Raw genomic sequence first — 21,074 nt, 5'->3', positions numbered from 1 at the left:
AGCCGATCACGCCAGGAGGCTCTCGATTAGCTCTTGGTTCATACGGCTGAGCGCGATGGTTCGCTCGATCTCGCTCAGAACGTGCTCGGCGTAGATCCGTGCGGGCGAGCCTTGGGCAAGGGCCGACAGGACGCGTATCTGCTGCTCGCGCCGCTCTTCAGCCTCGGCGACCTGCCGCCCTGCCTGGAAGAGTGGGTCGTGCAAGATTTCATTCGAGCGCGAGAGCATGGCAGTCACGAACGTATCCATAGCGCTGCCCCGCCGCCCATCGTTTTAGGGCTGGCGGGGCTCGATGCCGTTCCTCACGGCGATGGGGCCAGGTACGCGACACGGCCCAAGCTGCACAGTGATCAGGGACGGTTATCTGAGATAGAATGGCCGCGCCTGAGGAGATCCCGGATCGGGAAAGGCAGTCGGCAGTGCCAGTCCGGAATGGCAATCGGTCCACGCGTGACTGGACGGACTGAGGGGTCAGGCCGCGGACCTCGCGCGGCGCTCGAGGATGTCGCCGGCCCGTAGCTGCTCTGCCGTAGGCGGCCAACAGGTCGCCCAAACCTCGAACGTGCAATGTCGGACGCCATAGGCTTCTCGACAAAGGGTCGCGATCTGGCCCCTTGAAAGCCGGCCACGGGCCATGAGGTCGCCGGCAACTGCCTGGATCGCAGCGGATCCTTACGGCAAGCGGATGAGCGCTCGCGTCCCAACCGCCTTCCTGGAAGACATCCGCGATGATGTGGATCGGCTGGCGCAGCGGCCCGCAGCCGCCCTGCCTGTCGGCGCCAAGCTCGTCGACCAGATCGCCTTCGCATCTGCCGCGCTGGAGGATCTGAAGGGCGCTTTACAACCTGGCGGGGACGGGCGGCGACATGGCCTATGCCATGGCCTGGACGGGGGCAGCGCACGCCAACGAGTGGTCGAGGCAGAGCCACCCCGGCGAACACTACAACGCCGCCGGCAAGCTGATTCGGTTACTCGGCGAGGCCCTAACCGACGTGGCGGATGTGACCCGCAAAAAGGGTTAGCGGCGCCAGCCCGAGACGCCCAGCGAACGCGAGACCCGCCTGACGATCCTGTCGCGTCCCGTCGTCCGGAACGGCGACCCCGACGAGACCGAGGCCTTTGCCCGGGCTCTCGTCGCCCACGTTGAGGCCGAGCGGGCGGGGCACCGACCGGCGCTCCCCTCCCTTCCATAGCCGTGCGTGCCGCCCCGGCCGGTGCTTGCCGGGCTTCCCCGTCACCGCGACCCGAGATCTGACATCATGGGCGACGTGCTCACCTTCACTCTGCGTTCGAAACCGGCTGTTCCGGAGGCGTCAAAGCCGCTGACCGGATCGGAGATTTGCGTCACCTTGGAGGCGGCTGCACAGGTCGCACTCGACGCGGCGGAGCAGCTACATCGCCGTGCTCGACCATATGGACGGCGACACGGACCTCGAGGATGGCGCCGACGATGAGCCGGCCCTGGCGGCGCCTGAGAACACCACCGGCTCGCAGATCGTATGGATGCGCGGCAGCGACCGGAATGGTGAGACTGAAACAACTGAAATTTTGTTGTCAGAATGTGGGATTAAAAGAGATCCTGATCCGTTTGTCTTACCCGGAAATGGACATGGCAATGTTATTGCCGCCTGTGGCTCGGTATCACCCAATCTCGTTGGCGGGAGAAAATAAGTTGGATCACGTTCGACGGAGGGTGTGACCAGACGGATACATGATTTGGTGGCAATCTCGTCTAGCCTGCGACACGATTTAGTCTGGGATCGGGACATCGCAGTTATGAGAACGCTACTCGCCTCGCTGGCCGCATTCACCGCCCTGACCGGCGCCGCTGCCGCCGCTGACCTTCCGCGCCGCGCCGCCCCGCCGCCGATCTTTACCCCTGTGCCGGTGTTCACTTGGACCGGAGCCTACTTCGGTATCAACGCTGGCTACGCCTATACCGAGTCGGATACGATCCGGACCGTGGGCATCGGCACCCTACAGAACAACGTGAACAACCTGCTCCGCAGCCCGGCCGTCCGCCTGTCGCAAGATGGTTTCTCCGCCGGTGGCCAGGTCGGCTACAACTATCAGTTCACCCCGGGGTCGGGCATCGTCGTTGGTGTCGAAGCTGACGCCCAGTACATGGATCTGCAGCGCACTGGCGTGCAGTCGATCTTTCGCCCGGCCTTCAACCCGAACGTCCTGACCAACACCTACCGGACGGACTTGAGCTTCCTAGGCACCGTGCGGGGGCGCGTCGGCTACGCCTTCGACCGCGTCTTGGTGTACGGCACTGGCGGCTTTGCCTACGGCGACGTGACGCAACGCGTTGGCTTCCAGACCGCAGCGCCGCTGACTTATTTCGGTAGCCGCTCGCGGATGGATACCGGCTACGCCTACGGTGGCGGCATTGAGTACGCCCTGCCCACCGACTCGTTCCTAAACTTCTTCCGGTCAAACGCCGTGACGATCAAGGCCGAGTACATCCGCTACGATCTTGGCAGCCACAACTTGCTCGTTGGCTCCGTCGGCGGCCCAGGCGTCGGCTACATCTCCCGCTTTCGGACCGAGGGTGGTATCGCTCGCGCCGGCCTGAACTTCAAGTTCGGTTCCTACTAGGATCGGTGGCGCTTTTCCCGGCAGCTGTGCCGGGGGACGCGGCGGTGGGGCGAGGAGTGTTGGTCCTCTTCTTCGCTCCCCCGTCGCAGAAGAGCAGCCGTCCGGTTGACCTTCACATCTCCAGCCCGATCAAACTGGCCGCTACATCGGCCACACCCTGAGAGCACCCGCTCCTGGGGTGTTTCTCGTTCTGGCGGCTGCCTCGTTCGGCATCAGTGCATGCCGACCAATCGTTCGGGAGCCTGCCCCCGAGGGAGATAGCCGAACGAACATCTACTCTGGCGGATCCGCGGCAACGTGATCGCGGCGCACAGTTCGCTCCTTGTCGACCCTCTGGAGCGTACCTGACGCAGACTGCGTCAGGTCCCGAAGCGGACGCCCTTGCGCTCCCGTGCATCATCCTCAGCTGCAGGGATCCCCATCAGGACGCGCGAAGGATGGGTATGCACGATCCGAACGTTTTTCGGCGCCCAGGTGCACCCTAGGCAAACAGCATAGATCCAGCGATCCCATAAATTTGTGTTTTTATTGTCGATCGATTTCTGTTTTTCCCTCGCTTTAGCTATGAGTTGCCTAGTTTCTTCTGCCTTGGCGTCGCTGTTTATATTGTTACTGGTTCCGGCTGCATCCCTACGGGGCTGTGTATGTTGAGCGAAAACTGGTGACGAAAAACTGATGAGTAGAAACGAAATCAATATCAAAGTGCGCATTAGATGCTCCAAGAGCCTCGTTGGCACCCCCTGTTGCGGCCTTGACGAAGCCGAGCTCCGATAGGTTTCAAAAACAGCAAAAATAGTTTGAAGAAATCAAACTCCTATGATGGTGCATTGCGGCACAGGATTGAAATCAGGCGAGCTGAAACCTGATGATATGCCCTACTCCCGCACGGGCTTCGGCCCTGGCTGAGCCGTCCGTGTGAGGGTCTGGATCACCCGCGGCGCCAAGGACGCGATGAGCCGCGAGATGCTGGTGGGGCTCGACGCCGCGGGGAACGGCATCGCCGCGGCAACCTACGACATCGTCGGCCTGCCGCCCGTCGAGCTCGCCGGACGGCGGCGCCTGGGGCGTGCCGCCTCCTCCTCAGAGGCCGCCGAGTGACGAGCCTGAGACCGCAGGCGTCTTCGAGGCTCCTCGGGCGATCCGATCCCAGCTAAGGCCTCCGTCGTCTGCGTGTCAGCAGGTTGGCCGGAGAGGCAACCGTTCTACCGAACCCGCCGCCGCCAAGATGGAGGTGGTTGGCCGCCTGAAGTACCATCCCGGCTGAGACCTGCGCGGTCGTCGTACGATGGGATCCTCCGGTGGATCCCTTGATGCGGATCACCGACGCGGGTGGACAAGGGCGTCGGTCACGCGAGAAGACATGCCCCATCGGTTCGACGGTCAGCGGACGCCGGTGAGCCACCATCCAAGGGAAACGCCATGACAGACGCCGTGGCGCCGGGGCCGACCGCTCCTGACGCGTCCGACTTTCGCAACCTCGCCGACACCCTGCCTCAGATGGCGTGGATCGCGGACGCGAGCGGCGACATCTTCTGGTACAATCAGCGCTGGTACGACTACACGGGTACGACCATCGACTCCATGAAGGGCTGGGGTTGGAAGGCCGTCCACCACCCCGATCACGTCGACCGGGTCGTCGAGCGGATCTCGCACGCCTTCAAGGCCGGCGAGCCTTGGAACGACACCTTCCCGCTTCGCAGCGCCACCGGCGAATACCGCTGGTTCCTTTCGCTCGCCAACCCGTTTCGCGATGCCGAGGGACGTGTCATCCGCTGGTACGGGACGAACACCGACATCACCGACCGCAAACGGATGGAGACACGGCTGGCAAGCAAGGCCCGCGACCTGCGCCGCACGAACGAGGAACTGGAGCAGTTCGCCTACGTCGCCTCGCACGACCTCAAGGCGCCCCTTCGCGGCATCGAGAACCTCGTCGGCTGGATCGAGGAGGATCTCGAAGGCGCCCTGACCGGCGACGTCCAGACCAATATGGATCTCCTGAAGAGCCGAGTCCGGCGCCTGGAGAGCCTGCTGGACGACCTGCTTGCCTACTCGCGGGCCGGACGAGCCGACGTGGCCTTCACGCCGGTTGACACCAAGGCCCTCGTCGAGGAGCTCGCCGTATTAGTGAGCCCGCCCGACGGGTTCGAGATCGTCGCCGCCGACGAACTACCGACGGTGAACGCGGCGAAGGCGCCGCTGACCCAGGCGCTCCAGAACCTCATCGGCAACGCGATCAAGCATCACGACCATCCGGGGGACGGTCGCGTCCGCGTCGATGCGCACTCGATGGGCGATATGGTAGAGTTGGTGGTCACGGACGACGGTGCCGGCATCCCGGAGCAGTTCCGCGAGCGCGTGTTCGGCATGTTCCAGACCCTAAGGCCCCGCGACGAGGTCGAGGGCAGCGGCATGGGGCTGGCCATCGTCAGGAAACTTGTCGAGCGCCAGGGTGGCAAGGTCTGGCTGACCGAAGGCCGGGAGGGACGCGGCCTCTCGGTGCATTTCACGTGGCCGAAGGACGGCGCGAAGGGGGGGACGGATGGGTTCGACGGTTAACCTGCTGCTGGTCGACGACGACGAGGTCGACGTCCAAGGGCTGAAGCGCGCCTTCAAGAAGAGCAAGATCGGCAACCCGATCACCGTCGCCCGCGACGGCATCGAGGCGCTGGAGTACCTGCGGGGCCAGAACGGCAAGGAAAAGCTGCCGAAGCCCCACCTCATCCTCCTCGACCTCAACATGCCGCGCATGAACGGCATCGAGTTCCTGGAGGAGATCCGGGCCGACGAGGACCTGCGCACCGCCGTGGTGTTCATGATCACCACCTCGAAGGCCGACGAGGATCGGATGCGGGCCTACGGCCATAACGTGGCCGGCTACATCGTCAAGCGCGATCCGGCCAACACCTTCATGGAGGCGGTCTCCATGCTGGAGCACTTCTGGAAGGTGGTCGAGTTCCCGCAATAGAGCTCGGCAGACACGTGGAATCCCCCACACGCATCCTGCTGATCGACGACGACGCCGTCGACCGGACGTCCGTGCGCCGCGCCCTGAAGAAGTCGGGGCTGAAGCACGACCTGACCGAGGCGCCCGACGGCACGACCGGCCTGCGCCTGGCGCGGGAGGGTGCGTTCGACTGCATCCTGCTCGACTATCGCCTGCCGGACGTCGACACCTTCGACCTGCTCGCCTCCCTCCTCGCCCTTTCGGGCGAGGGTCACGCCGTGCTGATGCTGACCGGCGAGGCGGACGAGGACCTGGCGTTCCGGCTGATGCGGGCCGGCGCCCTCGACTACCTCGCCAAGGCGGAGGCGACGCCGTCGAGCCTGGCTCGGGCGATCCGCTACGCTGAGGCGCGCCGCGGCTTTCAGGCGAAGCTCGACGAGGCCCGGCGCGAGGCCGAAGCGAAGTCGCTGGAGCTGGACACCCTCAACCGCCAGAAGACGCTGCTCTTCTCGATCATCGCCCACGATCTGCGCAACCCGTTCCAGTCCTTGCTCGGTCTGTCGGAGGTCCTGGGCAAGGCGGTGGCGAAGCGGGACCACCCCTCCATCGAGCGCCGGGCCAAGGGCATCAATCAAGCCGCGACCCAGGCCTACGCGCTTCTGGAGAGCCTGTTCTCCTGGGCGAGCCTGCAGATGGACACGATGGCGGTCACCATCACCGACGTCGCCCTTGGCACGGTGGCGGCGGAGGTCATGCAGGGCGCCGCCGAGGCGGCCGCCGATAAGGGCCTGACGCTGACCATCGCGTGCCAGGGGACCACCGTGCGCGCACAGCGCGACATGCTGGCCACGGTCCTGCGCAACCTGGTCAGTAACGCGGTCAAGTTCACGCTGCCGGGGGGCACCATCACGGTCGCCGGCCAGCGGACCGGGAGCGGCATCGAGATCACGGTCTCCGATACCGGCGTCGGCATGCCCGCCGGCAAGGTGGCCGACCTGTTCAGGCTTGACCGGCGCAGCACGACGAACGGCACGGCGGGCGAGCGCGGCAGCGGATTGGGGCTCCTACTCTGCCGCGACCTCGTGGAGCGTCAGGGCGGCGAGTTGACCGTCGAAAGTTTACCGGACCAAGGCACCACTTTCCGCTTCACCCTTCCGGAAGCGGTCGGCGCCTCATGTCCCTGACGACCCGCATCCTTCTTCTCGTCCTGCTCGCCCTCGCACCGGCGCTGGCGATCCAGGGCTACAACGAGCACGCCCTGCGCACCTCGCGCGACGAGACCGTACGCGCCGATACGATGGCGACGGCCCGGACCGTCGCCGAGGACCTTTCGCAGGTCGCGGAGTCGGCCCGCCAAGCCCTCAACTTCCTGGCTCAGGACCCGGCGGTCCGTGCGATGGAGCCCTCGGGCTGCACCGAGTACCTACGCCGGGCCGTGCGCGACAATCCGCAATTCGCGGTGTTCGCGCTGACGCGGCCGGACGGGACCGTCATGTGCAACAGCCTCGGCTCCGCACCCGGCTCCTACGCCGTGCCCGACCGGGTCTACCAGCGCCGTGCGGTCGCCGAGGGCACGTTCGTGATGGGGACCTACGCCCGCGGCAACGCCTCCCGCAGGGACTCGCTTCACTTCGCCCAAGCGCTACCAGACGCGGAGGGGCGCACGGTCGGCGTGCTCGCCGTCGCCGTCGATCTCGGGTGGCTCGACGGTTACCTCAGGCGCAACCTGAGACTGCCCAGCACTTCCGTGACGGTAGCGGACCAGGACGGCATCATCCTGGTTCGCTATCCCGACGGGAATGGTTGGATCGGAAAACCGGTGCCGCCGGATCGGCAGCGCATCGTGATGAGCCGTGGCGAGGGTGTCCGCGTCGACTTCGGCATCGACGGTCGCGAACGCATCCTCGCCAACGCCAAGCCCGGCGGCGCGGCGTCGTCCGCCTGGGTGACCGTCGGTCGCGACCGAAAGGTCGCCTTCGCTGACGTGGACGCCGCCACCCGCAGGGGCGTGGTGCTGATCGTCCTGGGTGCCGTGCTTGCCCTGGCCGCCGCGCTCCTGGCCGGACGCGTCTTCATTCGACGACCCTTCGACCGCCTGCTCCGAACGGCATCGAAATGGCAGGCCGGAGACCTCGCGGCCCGGACCGGGTTGGACGGCGCCGACGAGTTCGGTCGTCTCGGAAGCAAGCTCGACGCGATGGCCGGGAGCCTTCAACGCAACGAGGCCGACCTTCGCGACGAAGTCCGCAACGGTCGCGCAATGCAGGAGCGGCAGGTGACGATGCTGCACGAGTTGAATCACCGTGTGAAGAACACTCTTGCCACGGTCCAGGCCCTGGCACGGCAATCAACGCGTGGCGGCGAGGCCCCGGGGGAGAGGCTGGAGGCACGCATCCTCGCACTCTCCAAGACCCACGACCTCCTGACGCGGGACGACTGGTCGGGCGCCCCCCTCCGGGCGGTGCTAGAGAACGAGCTGGGTCCCTATAGGTATGGCGACGCGACCTTCGTGGTGGATGGTCCCGACGTGGACCTGCCGCCGCGCCATGTGCTGTCCCTCGGGATGACGCTGCACGAGCTGGCCACCAACGCTGCCAAGCACGGCGCGCTGTCCGTTCCTGGAGGCGAGGTTCGGATCACATGGTCGGTCATTGCCGATGCCGGCAACAGCCGTCGGCTCCTCCTGGAGTGGCGGGAGACCGGCGGCCCGCCCACCGTTCCGCCGACGCGTCGGGGCTTCGGCACGCGGCTGATCGCAGTCAGCGTCGAGCGCGAACTCGATGGGGAGATCGACCTCGATTTCGCCGAGACGGGCCTCCGCGTCGCCTTGGATGTCCCGTTGACTGCGCTTGGGGCCGCACACTTGAGCCCGCTTGCCACCACGCATTGAGGGACGAGCAGTCAGCGACATCGAAAGGATTGGACTTTGGCCGGAGGCGAAAGATGCCCGTCGGACGCCATGCCCCGGCATACGTCGAGATCACCTTGGCTTATGCCGCGGATCGCCTAAACGACGCTCGATCCGTCCGCGAGGGCAGGGATGACAGCTAAGATTTGTTTGGTGTGAACGCTTCTTGTCGAACGCGGCGCCCCTCAGCGACACGCATCGTCAGACCCTGCGCATCGAAGTATTCCAGGATCGGCATCGTGATGTTCCGGCCGATCCCGGTTGCTTCGCGAAACTGCCCTACGGTGAGAAGCGCTTCAGGGTGTGCGCCGGCCACCGCCCGGGCGTGATCCGCCAATTCGATCAGGACGCTGGGCAGAATGTAGTAATGCTTCGAGATGCGCTGCAGCCAGCCGATGCGGCCGAGCCGATCGAGAAGGCCACGCAAGGTGTCCGGGTCACTGCCCACGCGTTGTGCGAGTTCGGCCAGGCGCGGCTGATCGAGTCCGGCCGCCTCCAGGATCGTGCGTATCTCATCGTGAAGCAGCGCATCCTCGGGACTCAGGCGGACGACGTGCCCGGGGCGATAATGGTGGTTGCCGCGACGCGCGACCGTACCGTCGCGAACCAGTGCATCGAGGATGGGGGGCAAGACCCTGCGATGTCGAGTGGGAATGCCTGCCGCGACTTCCTCCTGGGATAGACCCGGATTGTCGGGCTCGATCCGATGCGTGTCGTCGAGCAACGCGAGGACGGCACTGCGGATGCCGTTCATGCGCGTCCTTGAAAAACCGAGCGGACCGCGGGGCGTCTCCACCACCATGACGCCGAGGGTGTCTGCAAGGGCGTCCATGGCCGCCGCGGAAACGTTGCGTGACCGCGCGAAGTGACCGAGATCCACCTCGACCGGGCTGGCTTCGAGCAGGCCGTCGAGCGCGTGCCCATCGTCGGCTCGGTCGAGGGCGCGGACCATCGCCTGCCGCTCCTCCCACCAGGCTCCGCGTCGCGGTCCGTCGATGTCGATGATGGTGCCTCCGCCCACGGTGCGCGAGGCGGAGATGTCGCGCAGGATGAAGCGGTCGCCGTGAAGCGCCCCAAGTCCCGCATCGAGGGCGATCTGCGCTCTGGCCGAGCCGCCAGGCTCGACGACGACGCCCTCCGGGAGGAGAATCCGTCCGGTGACCAAGCCTGCGCCGTGGTGCACCTGGACGGGCGTTCGATGGCGGAGGGCCCGCTTTTCGCTGGGCAGCAGGCGCAGCGTCACGTCGAGACGTAGGGTCGGTCCATGCAGCGCTGGTGCGAGGATCCAGTCCCCGCGATGGATATCCCCCTTCGACAGGCGCGGGCCGACGATATTCAGGGCGCAGCGCTGCCCGGTGCCGGCCTCATCGGTCACGAGGTCCTCGGCGCGGATGCCCCGCACCCGCACCTCCTGTCCGCCCGGGGAGGCCAGCAGGCGGTCGCCAACGCGCACGGTGCCGGCATGCACGGCCCCGGTGACCACGATGCCGACCCCCGAGATCGTAAAGGAGCGGTCGACCGCCAGACGGAAGCCTCGTTGCGTCGGTCGGACCACAGCGGGCGTGGCCGCAGCGGCGTCCAGCAAGGCCGCAAGCTCGGGGATGCCGGCTCCGGACAAAGACGAACAGGCGACGATGGGCGCATCGGCGAGGCCGGTCCCAGTCAGCGCCGCGCGGATTTCCGGGCGAACCGCCACGAGTCGTGCCGGGTCCACCGTGTCGCTCTTGGTGACCGCCACGACCCCATGTCCGAGGCCGAGCAGGTCGAGGATCGCGATGTGCTCACGGGTCTGGGGCATCACGCCATCGTCAGCCGCCACGGCAAGGAGGGCGAACGCGACGCCGGTCGCCCCTGCCACCATCGTACGCACCAGACGCTCATGGCCGGGCACGTCCACGAACCCGAGGGTGCGGTCGCCGCGACGGGCATAGGCGAACCCGAGATCCAAGGTGATCCCGCGGGCCTTCTCTTCCGGCAGCCGGTCGGCGTCGACGCCGGTGAGCGCCTTCACCAGCGTCGTCTTGCCGTGGTCGATATGACCCGCCGTCACGACGATCATGGCTTGGCGACTTCGTGCTGGAGCCCAGTGTGGCCGGCGCGGAACAGTCCGCGCCGGCCGGAAGTGACTTCAACCCTTGATGCGGGTTTCGGCCAGTTCGGACATGCAGGTGTCGTAAGGGGTGAACTCCACCCGGTTCGACACCGCGAACAGCGTGTAGGGCGCGTACAGGAACAGTGCTTTGGCCTCGTCCTGCAGGTAGCGCTCCACCTCGCGAACCACCCCTTCCGTTTCGGTCTCCGGCGTATGCAGGAGCTTCTCGTAGAGGGCGTCGAACTTCGGATCCTCCGGACCCTGGCGCAGGGTCGCGTCACGTCCGAAGAACTCCCGGTGCACGCACGCCACCGGATATTGCGGCGTCCAGTCGAAGTACCATTCGAGCTTGACGTCGAACTCCGCCGGCGTTTCGTCCTTGGCGCTGACGAAGCGGCAGCCCAGGCCAACTTTTCCCAGGCACTGGCCGATGGCGTCCACCACGCCCTTCCAGGCGGGTGAGGCGACGAAGACCAGTTCTTGTCCCCCGAGCCTCAGACCATCGAGCGTGCGTCTGGCACCCTCGGGGTCGTGCGGCATCGGCTTCATGTCCGGGTCCGCGCCGTAGCGGCCTGGCTGGATGAAGGCTGGGATCACCGTGCCGTAGCCATACGCCCCGTGCTCCAGCACGAAGGCTTGGTCGATGGCGAGGTTGATCGCCCGGCGGGCCTCCGGGTTGCGCCAAGGCGAGTCCGGACGGTTCTCGTTGAAGACACCCGTGAGGATCGCCTTCGCCTTCTTCGTCTGGATTCTCCCGTGCGCACTGTCCGGGAAGGACTTCGCCTCGTCCGGCGTCAGGTCGAACACGACGTCGACCTGGCCGTCACCGACCGCGACCGACTTGATGCCCTCGTCCTTGCCGATGACGTTGTCGTAGACGATCCGGACCGTCGGCCTGCGGGCCGGGTTCCAGTACGTCGGGTTGGGCTCCATGACCACGCGGTTGGAGCGGCTATCGATGAGCGAGACGCCCTCGGTGAGCACAAACGGGCCAGTCCCCCACGGACCAGGCGCGTCGATGACTCACCAATGGCCTTCTGCCGACCCCGTCTTTGGGTCAACGAAGCCCCACTCGTTCCAGAACCGCGTCGAGGGCAGGTGCATACCGCGCAGCTTCATTAGCGCCGCGGAGTCGCCGCCGGGGAAGCGCATCCGCACGGTGCAGTCGTCGACCGCCTCGCAAGTCACGTCCCGGGCGAAGTTCAGGAAGGCACCCGGCGGGTGCGGGTTGGTCCATTCCTGGACCTTGTCGAAGCCGAGCTTGAACATCGCGGCGTTGAAGGGCTCGCCGTCCTGGTAGACCGCGTCCCGCATCTTGAGTTCGAGGGTTTCGCCATCGAGCCAGCGCCAGCTCTCGGCGAGGCTCGGCTGGCCAATGCCGTTGTGGTCGACACGGTTGGCTTCCTCCATCGTGTTCCAGGTGATGGAAAGCCAGTTCACCGGCGACGGGTCGACCACCGTCACCGTGTTATGGGGTCCCCAGGGCTGGCCGCCCCCCGGATCCCCGGTCGCTTGCGCGTCCATGTATCCTCCTCGTGTTCTACCCGCATGGCGTGCGGGCATCGTCCGGCTCATCGCGAGCCGACAGGATGGAAGGCGCCTGCAGTTGCGCATGGCCCTCGATTTATTCGCCTGGGCCGCCGGCCAGGCCGCCGTCGAACCCTCGCGTTTCAGTTCGGCCCCGCGGAGAGCCTCGTCCGCACGTCTGCGTGCGGGGCATGCTCAGCCCGGCTCGTCGCCCTGGGCCATGCCCGCTGTGGCGACGCGGTCGGCGAGATCCTTCAAGTCCTGGCGTAGGTCGGCGAGTTCGCGGTCGCCGAGGCCGGTGCGACAGACCACGGCCTGCTGCGCCGTCGCAACTTGGTCCTCAAGCAACCGGCCCGCCTCCGTCAGGGCGACGAGGACGATGCGCCGGTCCGCCGCGCGGGTCCGGGTGACGAAGCCCGCGGCCTCCAGCCGGTCGACCAGGGGCGTGATCGCGCTGGACGTGAGTTGCAGCCGGGCGGCCAGGTCGTGCACCGCCGTCACGCCGTCCTGCCAGAGCGCCAACATGACGAGGTACTGCGGGTAGGTCAGCCCTACCTCACCCAGCAACGGCCGGTAGGCGCGCACGACCGAGTTCGTCGCAGCATAGAGGGCGAAGCAAAGCTGGTCGTCCAGCCGCAGGCCAGTTTGCTTCGTCGACGTCGACACAGACCGTTGCTCCGTTCAGACCTTAATCATTCACGCGTGAACGATGTTGTCAACGGGCCGTATCTTGCGCAGGGGAAAGCGCGGCTAACAGGCTTGCCTTTTCCTGGTCACAGGGGGGCCGCATACGAGAGAAGTCGACGAAAAGCCGATAGGCGCCTATCCACCCAACCCAGTCGTAGGTCCTCGTCCATCAAGCTGCCTCGGAGCAGACCTTCCGAGCTTCTGCAACGGGTCGGTTCGAGCATGTCTGCTTTTACGGTGCGCCTGCTCCGAAGCAGGCCGGCAGCTTTCGGCCAGTTCCAGTCCCGTCGGTGGGCGCCCTTGAATGGCTGGGTTGGGTGTTTTCCGCCGGTCTGCTTTTTGAAAGCGAACCTGAGAAGCCGGACGTTCGCGCGGAATGCGACGCAAGTCGGCTTTTCGCCCATTTCGATCGGTCGAAAACGCCAGAAAGCATCCGACCGCCGATGCTCTGGGGTCGCCGCGGTCTTCGCGGCTCGAAAGGCGGAGAGCCGGCGCCACGCCAACCTAGAGACCTGATCCTGACTTGGCGACCTGGCCTGGCCGCGGTTCTCGGTCGGTTGCCGGACAGCCCCTAAACAGCCTCTCGCGCAAGAGTGGGCAGGTCCGCCCCGGCCTCGATCTCGGCCGCCGAGGGCAGACGCCCGAGGCCGAGCAGATGAAGGAACGCGGTAAAGACACCGTTGCGACCGATGCTGCAGGCGGCCGTCACCCTGTCGCCCGTGACGTAGAAGGCGATGAAGTCGAGCGCGGCGGGGTCCCCCTGAAAGATGATCCGGTCGAAACCTTTGGCGTATCCACCGTAGTCGAGCCGCTTGTCGCCCTGGTTGCTCCAGAAGAACGCAGCACCCGTGAACTCGCCGCTTCGACCGAGGATGGCATGGGCCACATGCGTGCCGTGCTGCTGAGCCAGACGCCAATGCTCGATCCGTGCGGTCTCGCCGCTCGCCCTTTCCGGGAAGGCGGCGATATCGCCAGCGATCCAGACGCCGTCCGCGAGCTTGAGGTCCCCGCCGACCTTGAGACCGCCGCCCTCGCCGGGCTCGACGTCCGCGATCAGCTTGCTTTCCGGATCGGCACCTGCGCCGACAAGAACGATGTCGGCCGGGAGGCGCCGTCCGTCATTCGTCTCGACAGCTTCGACGCGGCCAACGCCGGCGATCCTGGCGACGGAATTGGTCTCGAACGTGACGCCGTTGTCGGCATGGTACTGCTTCAGCGCCGTGCCCACCGCCTCGCCAAAGCGTTTGGCGAAGGGCACCTCCTCGCGCGACAGCACGGTGACGGACAGCCCGCGCTTGTTGAGGAACGCAGCGGCCTCCAATCCGATGAAGCCGGCGCCCACCACGACGACCGACCCACCCTCGTTTGCCGCCTCGCTGATGCGAATCGCGTCGTCGAGGCTGCGCAAGGTGAAGACCCCGTCAAGGGTCCTGCCGGGAAAATCCGGCAGGACTGCCCGGCTTCCGGTGGCGACGAGGATCGCTTCGGCCTCGAAGGTCCGGCCGTCTTTCAAGGTGATGTCGCGTCGGGAGGGATCGACCCTGACGACCTCCCCGGTGATACGCTCGACCTTGTTGATCTGGTCGAAGTCGGGCTCGATCAGCACCTTTTCCGGCGGGGTCGGCTTGGCAAGGAACTGCTTGGAGAGCTTGGTTCGGTCGTAGGGCGGGTGCGCTTCGCGGCCGACCATGGTGATCAGCCCGTCATAGCCTTCGCGGCGCAGGGTCTTCACGCAGGCGACGGCTGCGGCACCCGAGCCGACGATGAGCACACGCCCCGCGGTCGCGACCACCGACTTCGTTGGTGCCGGCTCCGGCGTGAGGGTCGCGACGGCTTCGGATCCCTCGATGCGGACAGAGTAGCGCGTCAGGGAATCGAGGGCCGGCGGCTCCTCGAGGCTTCCGTCGGCCAACGCGAAAGCGGCCTTGTGCCAGGGGCAGTAGAGGCGTCCGCCACAGATCTCGCCTTTGGCGAGCGGTGCCCCGAGATGCGGGCACTTGGCCTGGAACGCCCGCACGCCTGAGGCGTCGCGTACGAACAGCACCTTTTCGTCGCCGGCGGAACCCTCCTTCATGCCCCCCATCGGGATCGCGTCGAGGGCAAGGCGGATCTCGGTTCCGGGCATGGATGGCGTCGCTCCTGGTGAGCGTCATCGCGCCCGGCCTATCAAGTCGCCGGACCCGTTCCGGTTGCCTCTTGCCCGGCCGGGAGCACGCTGGAACTCGGACCCGTGAGACCGCTTCGAGCATTGCTCCGTCATCGTCCGATTGCGCCGCGACCGCACCGTCTTCGGGGCGCTTCCCGGATCGCACGGCGACGGCGCATTCCTCGCAGGATGGTCCGCGAACCGCAGGATCGAACACCTCAGCCTATCGGACGTCCGCTTGTGGGCGTGATGGGAATTCCCTGCGAAGGCGCAATCGGATCGGTAGGAGATCGTCTGCTTTCCCGGCAGCCTTGCTCCAAAGCGGACAGACCGCAATCGGCCAATCTAAGTCGTCCAGAGCGGCCAAGCTCAACGTCCGCTTCTGAGCACCATGTTAGGGAATTGGAATGACGGGATCCGGATCGGCTATGCAAACGGAGCCGTCCAGAAGCCGCTTAGTCTTCTGAGTGCGTGCCATGGTCCACGCACCGCCGAACGAGGCGAACGTCCCGTCTACCGACCGCACCTCCCTTGGTTCAGCATCGGTTGACCGAAATATTGGTTGTCGTGCGGCCAAGCTCCACGATCCGACCAGCGGCTCGCGCCGCCCGTGTGTAGGCTGAGATAGGGTGTGAGGGCTGGAAGGAGAGATCGCGTTCCAGCCCGATCACGAGGCCAGCACTGACCTCCTTGAGCTCCTCCAAGCTCACGTAACCCAGCTCGGGCTCGCCGAAGCCGAGGTCGCACAGCCCGTACAGGGTGTCCCCATCGGGGTCCATCGCGCAGATCAGCCAGGTGGCCGGGCCCGTGGGATTAAACAGCTTGAGCACCGGATAGTGGTCGCGCTCTCGATCTCGTCCATTGGTCAGGAGCAGCTCGCGCGTTGCAGCGTCGATCAGGGGCAGCATGGGCATCCTCGCGTGTGAGGCTAGGAGCGTGCAGCCGCGGGAGCGAGAGGGCGAGCAAACCACCGCTGGCGAGGGCGCAATACTAAACATCATAAAATGCAGCATTTATTACATTCTGCGCTAAGCTGCTGATCCCGCTGGAGTTAGTTCAACGCTCGCCCTCAGATCAATCTGGAAACATCATCCTTTGCTACGAACAGCGCAAAATGTGAGGTTTCGATGAAGCAAGCGCGCGTGCCTACGGAGGCAGAGTTCAAGCGGCTGGCGGCGGTGGTAAGCCAGGGCAAGTTCGGGCCTCGCAACCGGATGGCTCTCATGCTCAGCTACCTTGCCGGGCTGCGAGTGGGGGAGGTTGCATCGCTCCGCTGGTGCGATCTCCTCGACGGCGATGGCAAGATTCGCGAGCAGCTGCGGCTCAGCGCAGCAGTTACCAAGGGTGGGCATGCCCGCGTGGTGTTCCTGAACGCCCGGCTACGCAGGGAGGTGGAGCAATACCGGATCAGCCTCACACTGCCCCCTGCCATCCCCGGAGCAGGTCTTGACAGAGCAGGCCCGTGACCGGGCCACCAAGGCGCGATTCTACTACACGCCCGCGCAGGAACCACCGGTCGTCCCGCCGCAGGTACCCGCGCCCACCCCTACCGGTCTGCTAGGCCGGATCAAACGCTTCTTTGGAATGGAGAGATAGACCCATGTCGATCCCGGGTAGCGAGACGGGCGGGCAGACGCGCAAGCGCGTGGCCCTGTTTCTCGACGGAACGTGGAACACCGTCGGCGACAACACGAACGTGTGGCGGCTGAAGGCACTCTGTGCGGCGCATAGCACCGATGGCGCGCGGCAGGTCGTCTACTACAGCAAGGGCGTCGACACGAATTTCGGCGAGAAGGTCCGCGGCGGTATGCTAGGCTATGGCCTCGACCGGGCGATCACCGACGCTTACGAATGGCTGGTCGAGGCATACGAACCCGGGGACGAGATCTTCGTCTTTGGGTTCAGCCGTGGGGCCTACACCGCGCGCAGCCTTGCGGGCTTCATCGCCAAATGTGGGCTTCTCCGCCCCGGAGCAGCGCTCGGCGTCACGCAGCTGTTCGAGCGCTATCGGAAAGACGATACCGTCCCCACGATCCGCCAACTCGCCGAGATGCCAGCGCCGGTCGCGGCGAAGCTCGGCTTGGAAGAGCGGTGGATGCTAGCCGACGCGATGCCTGTGCCGATCAAGATGGTAAGTGTCTGGGACACCGTCGGCGCGCTTGGCATACCCTTCGGGGATATACCCGGGCTCAGCCGGTCCGGTTTTAAGTTCCTACACACCGGACTGCGCGTGCCATTGGAGAACGCCTATCACGCTGTCGCGGTCGACGAGCATCGCCAGGCATTCGCGCCGACGCTGTGGACGAAGAAGATCCGCGACGGCGTGCCCGCCAATGCAATGGCGGCCCCGCGGCCGATCGAGAGCGTCGAGCAGCGCTGGTTCGTCGGCGCGCATGCCAATGTCGGCGGCGGCTGCCGCAGCGATCTCCTTGCCCAGAGGCCGCTTCAATGGCTGATGCAGAACGCCCAACGGCACGGCCTCGCGTTCAGCGGCACCGTCGAGCTGAGCGCTGATATGCTGCGCGCGACCATCTCAGACAGCTTCCGTGAGTTCGCCTGGGGTCTTTATGCCAAGGCGAAGCTCAACCACCCATTCTACCGCATAATCGGTGAACCACCGCGGCCGTTCCCAGGCGGGCACGACGAGATCGTCAACGAGTCGATCGATGCGTCCGTGTTCGACCGCTGGCGTTCTGATGCTACCTACCGGCCGCAGAATTTAGCTGGCTGGGCACGACGCTACGGCGTCGAGCCAGCAGGTCTTACTCGGCCGGTCTTGACCCACGAACCCGCTCAAGCAGTGCCGATTTAGGACGGCTGGTACATTCTGAGGTGGAAATTTTGGTCACGCCGGTCCAGAAGCTGGTGCCGGTGGGGCTTGCCAAAGCTGAGCAGCGATCTTGAACAGAGATGCACCACGGATCGTAATCGCATCCTCGTTCCACTCGGCATGATCGTGCAATTCTCGGTTCAACACGAGCGCCGACTGCGCCCGGAGTGCTGGCATCTTCACCGAAAACGCGCCATTCGAAACAGCCGCGTTCAAACCATGGGTGAGCAGCGTAAGGTTACCCATGGTGTGCACCTTGGCCTCTCGGGCACCCTGCCGCGACAGGTACTCGGCGCTTGGTGTTGCCTCATCCTCGTGACCGAAGCCCAGAATCGGCCAATGCGTCCGCCACTTCTGCGGCATGATGTGTTCGAGGGTGAGATCGGTCTTGATCTCGACGATCTCGGACGAATTCGCGCGCTTGCGCTCTTCCAGCCGCTCGAACAGGTGCCGTAGTCGCCCCTGCCGCGCGGGTTTGTACTGCGTGCGCGAGCGCCAAGCGTCGCCGAACTCAGCGTCATCAGGCCAACGGGCCGTATCCAACGTCCCCGTTGCCAAGCCGTCGCGGAGGGCGGCCAGCAAGCCCGGTCGCTCCACTGCCCTCAGACGGGCGATGAGATCGGTGAAGACCTTGTTGTAGCCCGCTGTCGTCAGTCCGCAGATGTCGCGACGGACTATGAACGATTCAATGAATGCCAGCGCCGCACCCAATTCGGACTGATCCTCGATCGTCGTGCCGAGATACAGCACCAGCGGCGTCGCCGTGGACACGTCGAACGCCCTCGAGAACCGGCCGAAGCGGCCAAGCACGTCGTTGCCATCGTACCCCGTCAGCCGGCGGAAAACTGTTGCGCTCGCTGCGATCGCCCGAAGTTCCGCTTCGACATCGGCCCCGAACGGCGTCTTGTCGATAATCCACCTCCGGTATCCATCGAAGAGCGTTTCGACGGAGACGAGCTCGGCTTTCATCATCGCGAGATGGTCGGACAGGAGCCAGTCCAGCCGCGGGCGGGTGAGGCGACCGCGAGTGTCACCCTCGCGCCAAAACCACGCGTCGAGGGGCAGCCAGTATCCTCGATAGAGTTGATCGATTGCGAGGTCGCCCGCCACCATCCCGAGACCGGTGGCCCGCTGGAAGATGAAGTTGCGCATCAGATCGCCGGCGGTGAGATCGACGCCGCGGCTGTTGAGGGTCTCGAAGATCGTCTGCGGGTCGTCTCCACCCTCCAACTCGATCGAGACGACCGCAAGGCCGGTCTTGAGCGCCTCGAACAGCTTTTCGAGCTTGAACGCATCGTAGACGCCGCCTGGGCAAATGTGCGCTTCGATGCGATCGGCAAAGTAGGCGTGCGCGGCTGTCGACGGGCGGACGACACCGTCACCGTCCGCATCGACCCCATCCAGACCAGGTACGACGGCAGTCGGATCGACGACCCGGGTGAACGCCCGCCGATCCGCCAGAGATGGCCAGAGCTTGAACCTCTCTATGGCAGCGTCCTCCATCACGCCGTCGTTGATCAGGTGCTTCGCACTCTCGGCTGCGTACTCGGGCGAGTACTTGGCGGCGACGTCGCGCAGAGCCACCATCAGCAGCTGGAACGTCGTTAGCCGCTGCTGCCCGTCGATGACCTCAAAAGCCTGGACCTGTTTGCCGAATGTCTTCATCTGAGCGATCACGATCGCGCCCATGAAGTGCGGTGCGATAGCCCCGCCGCCCGTCTCTAGCCGGCCCGCCTCGCGGGCGATGTCCTGCCAAAGAAGTTCGAGCTGCGGCGTTACCTTCCAGGCATACTGCCGCTGATAGAGCGGGATCAGGTAGCGTCGCTTGCCGTCGAACAGGTCGATGATCGTCCTCGTGAACGGCTTCATGAAATCTCCCGTGCAGCCGCGCTCGGTCTTCGCCAGCCTGTCGATGGCTCGGTCTGCAGCGGCGGACGATAGACAGAAGCCACCTTGTCGGCCACGTCGGCCACGCACTCGGTGAACGATACAATCCGGGTGTTGCACGCTCGCAATTGCGTGATCGCGACTGGAGCCTGAAACTTCAGGTCGCCATAAGGCGCATCCGTCACCCTCGTGAGGTGGCATTCCGATGCCACTCAGGGATCCGGCTAGTGTCAGTTGTCTGGGACGGCATCACAGCGCGACACGTTCTCGGCGTAGGCCATGTTGCCATACGGCACGAGATGGCCGACGCCGCGAAAGGATACGCGTGGACGAAAGTCCTTTCCCTCCTCGAGGCGCATCCGTCTCTTGTAAACACCACCCGGCCCGATGGGACGTCGTTGTACGCGCCCCTCCATCAGGCAGCGCATGGGAATGCGCCACGCGAGATCTGCGAGGCACTGATCCGCATGGGGGCGTGGCGTATGTTGGAGAATGCCCGAGGGGAGCGCCCGGTCGATCTCGCCAATCGCCTCGGCCACGAACGTGTCGCGGCAATCCTGGAACCCGTGCAACTGGCATGCGCGCCCTTCGGTGTGCTGCGCAAGATCCAAACGCACTTCCATGCGGTGATCCTCGAGCGTGCAGCAGACCTCGTTCGAGACAAGGCCTTACGCCTGCCCGAGATCGGGCACCTTCTCGAGGTCGGTGTCGATGCAGAACCGACATGGTTCGCCGTCCCGGGTATGTACGGCGGTTTCTCCTACCGCCTGGCCGCGGACGGCGTTGATGCCCGCCTCGTTGCCGAAAGCTGGTGCAGGGTCGTCGAAGGCTCCGGACAGCGCCATGAGATCACCTCCGCCGGCGCGCGTCTCGTCGACGAAGGCTTCGTGTGATGCGCGATCGAACGATGCATCCCGCAGCCGGCGGGTGGACTCCACCAACAGCAGATTTATAAACATTCACAAATATCTATCTGTGTATCATCTCGAAGATGGTTCACGCCTGAGCTTATAGGCGGTGTCCGCCGTCAGCACTCTTGAGACAGATGGAGGGTCTTCGCGAACGGAGGATGGCTAGTTCATCGTGTCCCCCAGGAGCGAAGATGAACCAGACGCCTGGGCTGGCACTGAAGCTGGCAGAAGCGGTGATCAAGGACATACGGTGGGCCATGCGTCGGCAATTTCATCCGAGGAGAAGATCCGTATCGTGCTGGAGGGCCATGCGCGGTGAGAGCAGCATGATCGGCTCCCACGAAGTGGTCTTAGGAGTTCCTGTAGGCTGGCAATAAGGGCCTGGCCGGCGACACGGCCCGGGGCTGCTACGGCCGACGAGGTCAAAGAGCTGCGCCGCGAGGCGGGCGCGATGAAGGAGGTCGTCGCCAAGCTCGTCCTAGAGATCACCCAGCTGGTCGAACAATCCTATATCCCGGTGCGTGCCACCCTGGAGAAG

The 21,074-nt window shown here is 65.2% G+C and carries 17 protein-coding genes and 2 pseudogenes; 12 read left to right on the top strand and 7 right to left on the bottom strand.

All coding sequences use genetic code 11. From position 1 onward, the window contains the following. Positions 1-6 precede the first annotated feature (6 nt). Positions 7-237 (bottom strand): hypothetical protein, encoded by a 231-nt coding sequence (locus tag FV233_RS16975; protein ID WP_147898151.1) that lies wholly within the window; start codon positions 235-237, stop codon positions 7-9. Between the two features lie 629 nt (positions 238-866). Here FV233_RS16975 and FV233_RS30385 point away from each other — a divergent pair. The 8 genes from FV233_RS30385 (at position 867) to FV233_RS16940 (ending at position 8,438) form a co-directional block, all read left to right on the top strand. Then, positions 867-1,022 carry a hypothetical protein gene (locus tag FV233_RS30385; protein WP_187193472.1) on the top strand — a complete coding sequence of 52 codons (156 nt, stop codon included), beginning with the start codon at positions 867-869 and terminating at the stop codon, positions 1,020-1,022. Between the two features lie 379 nt (positions 1,023-1,401). After that, a complete protein-coding gene (locus tag FV233_RS16970; protein WP_246690008.1) occupies positions 1,402-1,671 on the top strand; it encodes a hypothetical protein in 270 nt (89 codons plus the stop codon). A 105-nt stretch (positions 1,672-1,776) separates the two neighbouring features. Then, entirely contained in the window at positions 1,777-2,601 is an 825-nt protein-coding gene (locus FV233_RS16965; RefSeq protein WP_147898150.1) for a porin family protein, read from the top strand. 915 nt (positions 2,602-3,516) lie between these two features. Then, a complete protein-coding gene (locus FV233_RS16960; protein ID WP_187278130.1) occupies positions 3,517-3,699 on the top strand; it encodes a hypothetical protein in 183 nt (60 codons plus the stop codon). 321 nt (positions 3,700-4,020) lie between these two features. Next, on the top strand, positions 4,021-5,160 hold the full coding sequence (locus FV233_RS16955; RefSeq protein WP_147898149.1) for a PAS domain-containing sensor histidine kinase: 1,140 nt from the start codon (positions 4,021-4,023) through the stop codon (positions 5,158-5,160). After that, positions 5,144-5,569: a response regulator gene (locus FV233_RS16950; protein ID WP_018042937.1), complete on the top strand. Its 426-nt coding sequence runs from the start codon at positions 5,144-5,146 to the stop codon at positions 5,567-5,569. The genes FV233_RS16955 and FV233_RS16950 overlap by 17 nt, the downstream gene beginning before the upstream one ends. Positions 5,570-5,583: 14 nt before the next feature. Then, positions 5,584-6,732 carry a hybrid sensor histidine kinase/response regulator gene (locus FV233_RS16945; protein ID WP_147898148.1) on the top strand — a complete coding sequence of 383 codons (1,149 nt, stop codon included), beginning with the start codon at positions 5,584-5,586 and terminating at the stop codon, positions 6,730-6,732. Next, entirely contained in the window at positions 6,723-8,438 is a 1,716-nt protein-coding gene (locus FV233_RS16940; protein WP_147898147.1) for an HWE histidine kinase domain-containing protein, read from the top strand. Before FV233_RS16945 ends, FV233_RS16940 begins: the two co-directional genes overlap by 10 nt. A 157-nt stretch (positions 8,439-8,595) precedes the next feature. Here the strand turns inward: FV233_RS16940 and selB are convergent, their stop codons facing one another. The 5 genes and pseudogenes from selB to FV233_RS16910 all read right to left on the bottom strand — a co-directional run bounded on the left by selB (position 8,596) and on the right by FV233_RS16910 (position 15,816). Further along, complete coding sequence (gene selB / locus FV233_RS16935) at positions 8,596-10,515, bottom strand: selenocysteine-specific translation elongation factor (protein WP_147898146.1); 1,920 nt, start codon at positions 10,513-10,515, stop codon at positions 8,596-8,598. Between the two features lie 69 nt (positions 10,516-10,584). Next, positions 10,585-11,958: pseudogene (locus FV233_RS16930) on the bottom strand (ABC transporter substrate-binding protein). Between the two features lie 312 nt (positions 11,959-12,270). Further along, positions 12,271-12,741 (bottom strand): MarR family transcriptional regulator, encoded by a 471-nt coding sequence (locus FV233_RS16920; RefSeq protein ID WP_147898143.1) that lies wholly within the window; start codon positions 12,739-12,741, stop codon positions 12,271-12,273. A gap of 592 nt (positions 12,742-13,333) precedes the next feature. Continuing rightward, positions 13,334-14,887: an FAD-dependent oxidoreductase gene (locus FV233_RS16915; RefSeq protein ID WP_147898142.1), complete on the bottom strand. Its 1,554-nt coding sequence runs from the start codon at positions 14,885-14,887 to the stop codon at positions 13,334-13,336. Positions 14,888-15,444: 557 nt separating this feature from the next. Beyond that, a complete protein-coding gene (locus FV233_RS16910) occupies positions 15,445-15,816 on the bottom strand; it encodes a DUF2958 domain-containing protein (protein ID WP_147898141.1) in 372 nt (123 codons plus the stop codon). 219 nt (positions 15,817-16,035) lie between these two features. Between FV233_RS16910 and FV233_RS16905 the strand changes: the two genes are divergently transcribed. Both FV233_RS16905 and FV233_RS16900 read left to right on the top strand, forming a co-directional pair. Further along, positions 16,036-16,374 (top strand): site-specific integrase, encoded by a 339-nt coding sequence (locus FV233_RS16905; protein ID WP_246690007.1) that lies wholly within the window; start codon positions 16,036-16,038, stop codon positions 16,372-16,374. A gap of 134 nt (positions 16,375-16,508) precedes the next feature. Then, a complete protein-coding gene (locus tag FV233_RS16900; RefSeq protein WP_147898140.1) occupies positions 16,509-17,720 on the top strand; it encodes a DUF2235 domain-containing protein in 1,212 nt (403 codons plus the stop codon). Between the two features lie 33 nt (positions 17,721-17,753). On the opposite strand, the gene FV233_RS16895 is transcribed toward FV233_RS16900, so the two are convergent. Beyond that, the gene (locus FV233_RS16895; RefSeq protein ID WP_187278129.1) at positions 17,754-19,607 is read right to left on the bottom strand and encodes a DUF262 domain-containing protein; all 1,854 of its coding nucleotides are present in this window, start codon (positions 19,605-19,607) and stop codon (positions 17,754-17,756) included. A 317-nt stretch (positions 19,608-19,924) separates the two neighbouring features. Here FV233_RS16895 and FV233_RS16890 point away from each other — a divergent pair, with 317 nt between their 5' ends. After that, positions 19,925-20,518 carry an ankyrin repeat domain-containing protein gene (locus FV233_RS16890; RefSeq protein ID WP_246690006.1) on the top strand — a complete coding sequence of 198 codons (594 nt, stop codon included), beginning with the start codon at positions 19,925-19,927 and terminating at the stop codon, positions 20,516-20,518. Positions 20,519-20,727: 209 nt separating this feature from the next. After that, positions 20,728-21,074, top strand: a pseudogene (locus FV233_RS16885) (IS3 family transposase); the annotation flags it as partial.

This window comes from Methylobacterium sp. WL7, assembly GCF_008040085.1.
GTDB lineage: Bacteria > Pseudomonadota > Alphaproteobacteria > Rhizobiales > Beijerinckiaceae > Methylobacterium > Methylobacterium mesophilicum.
Note: the sequence above shows the minus strand (reverse complement) of the source record. Positions and strands in the feature narration are given on the sequence as shown.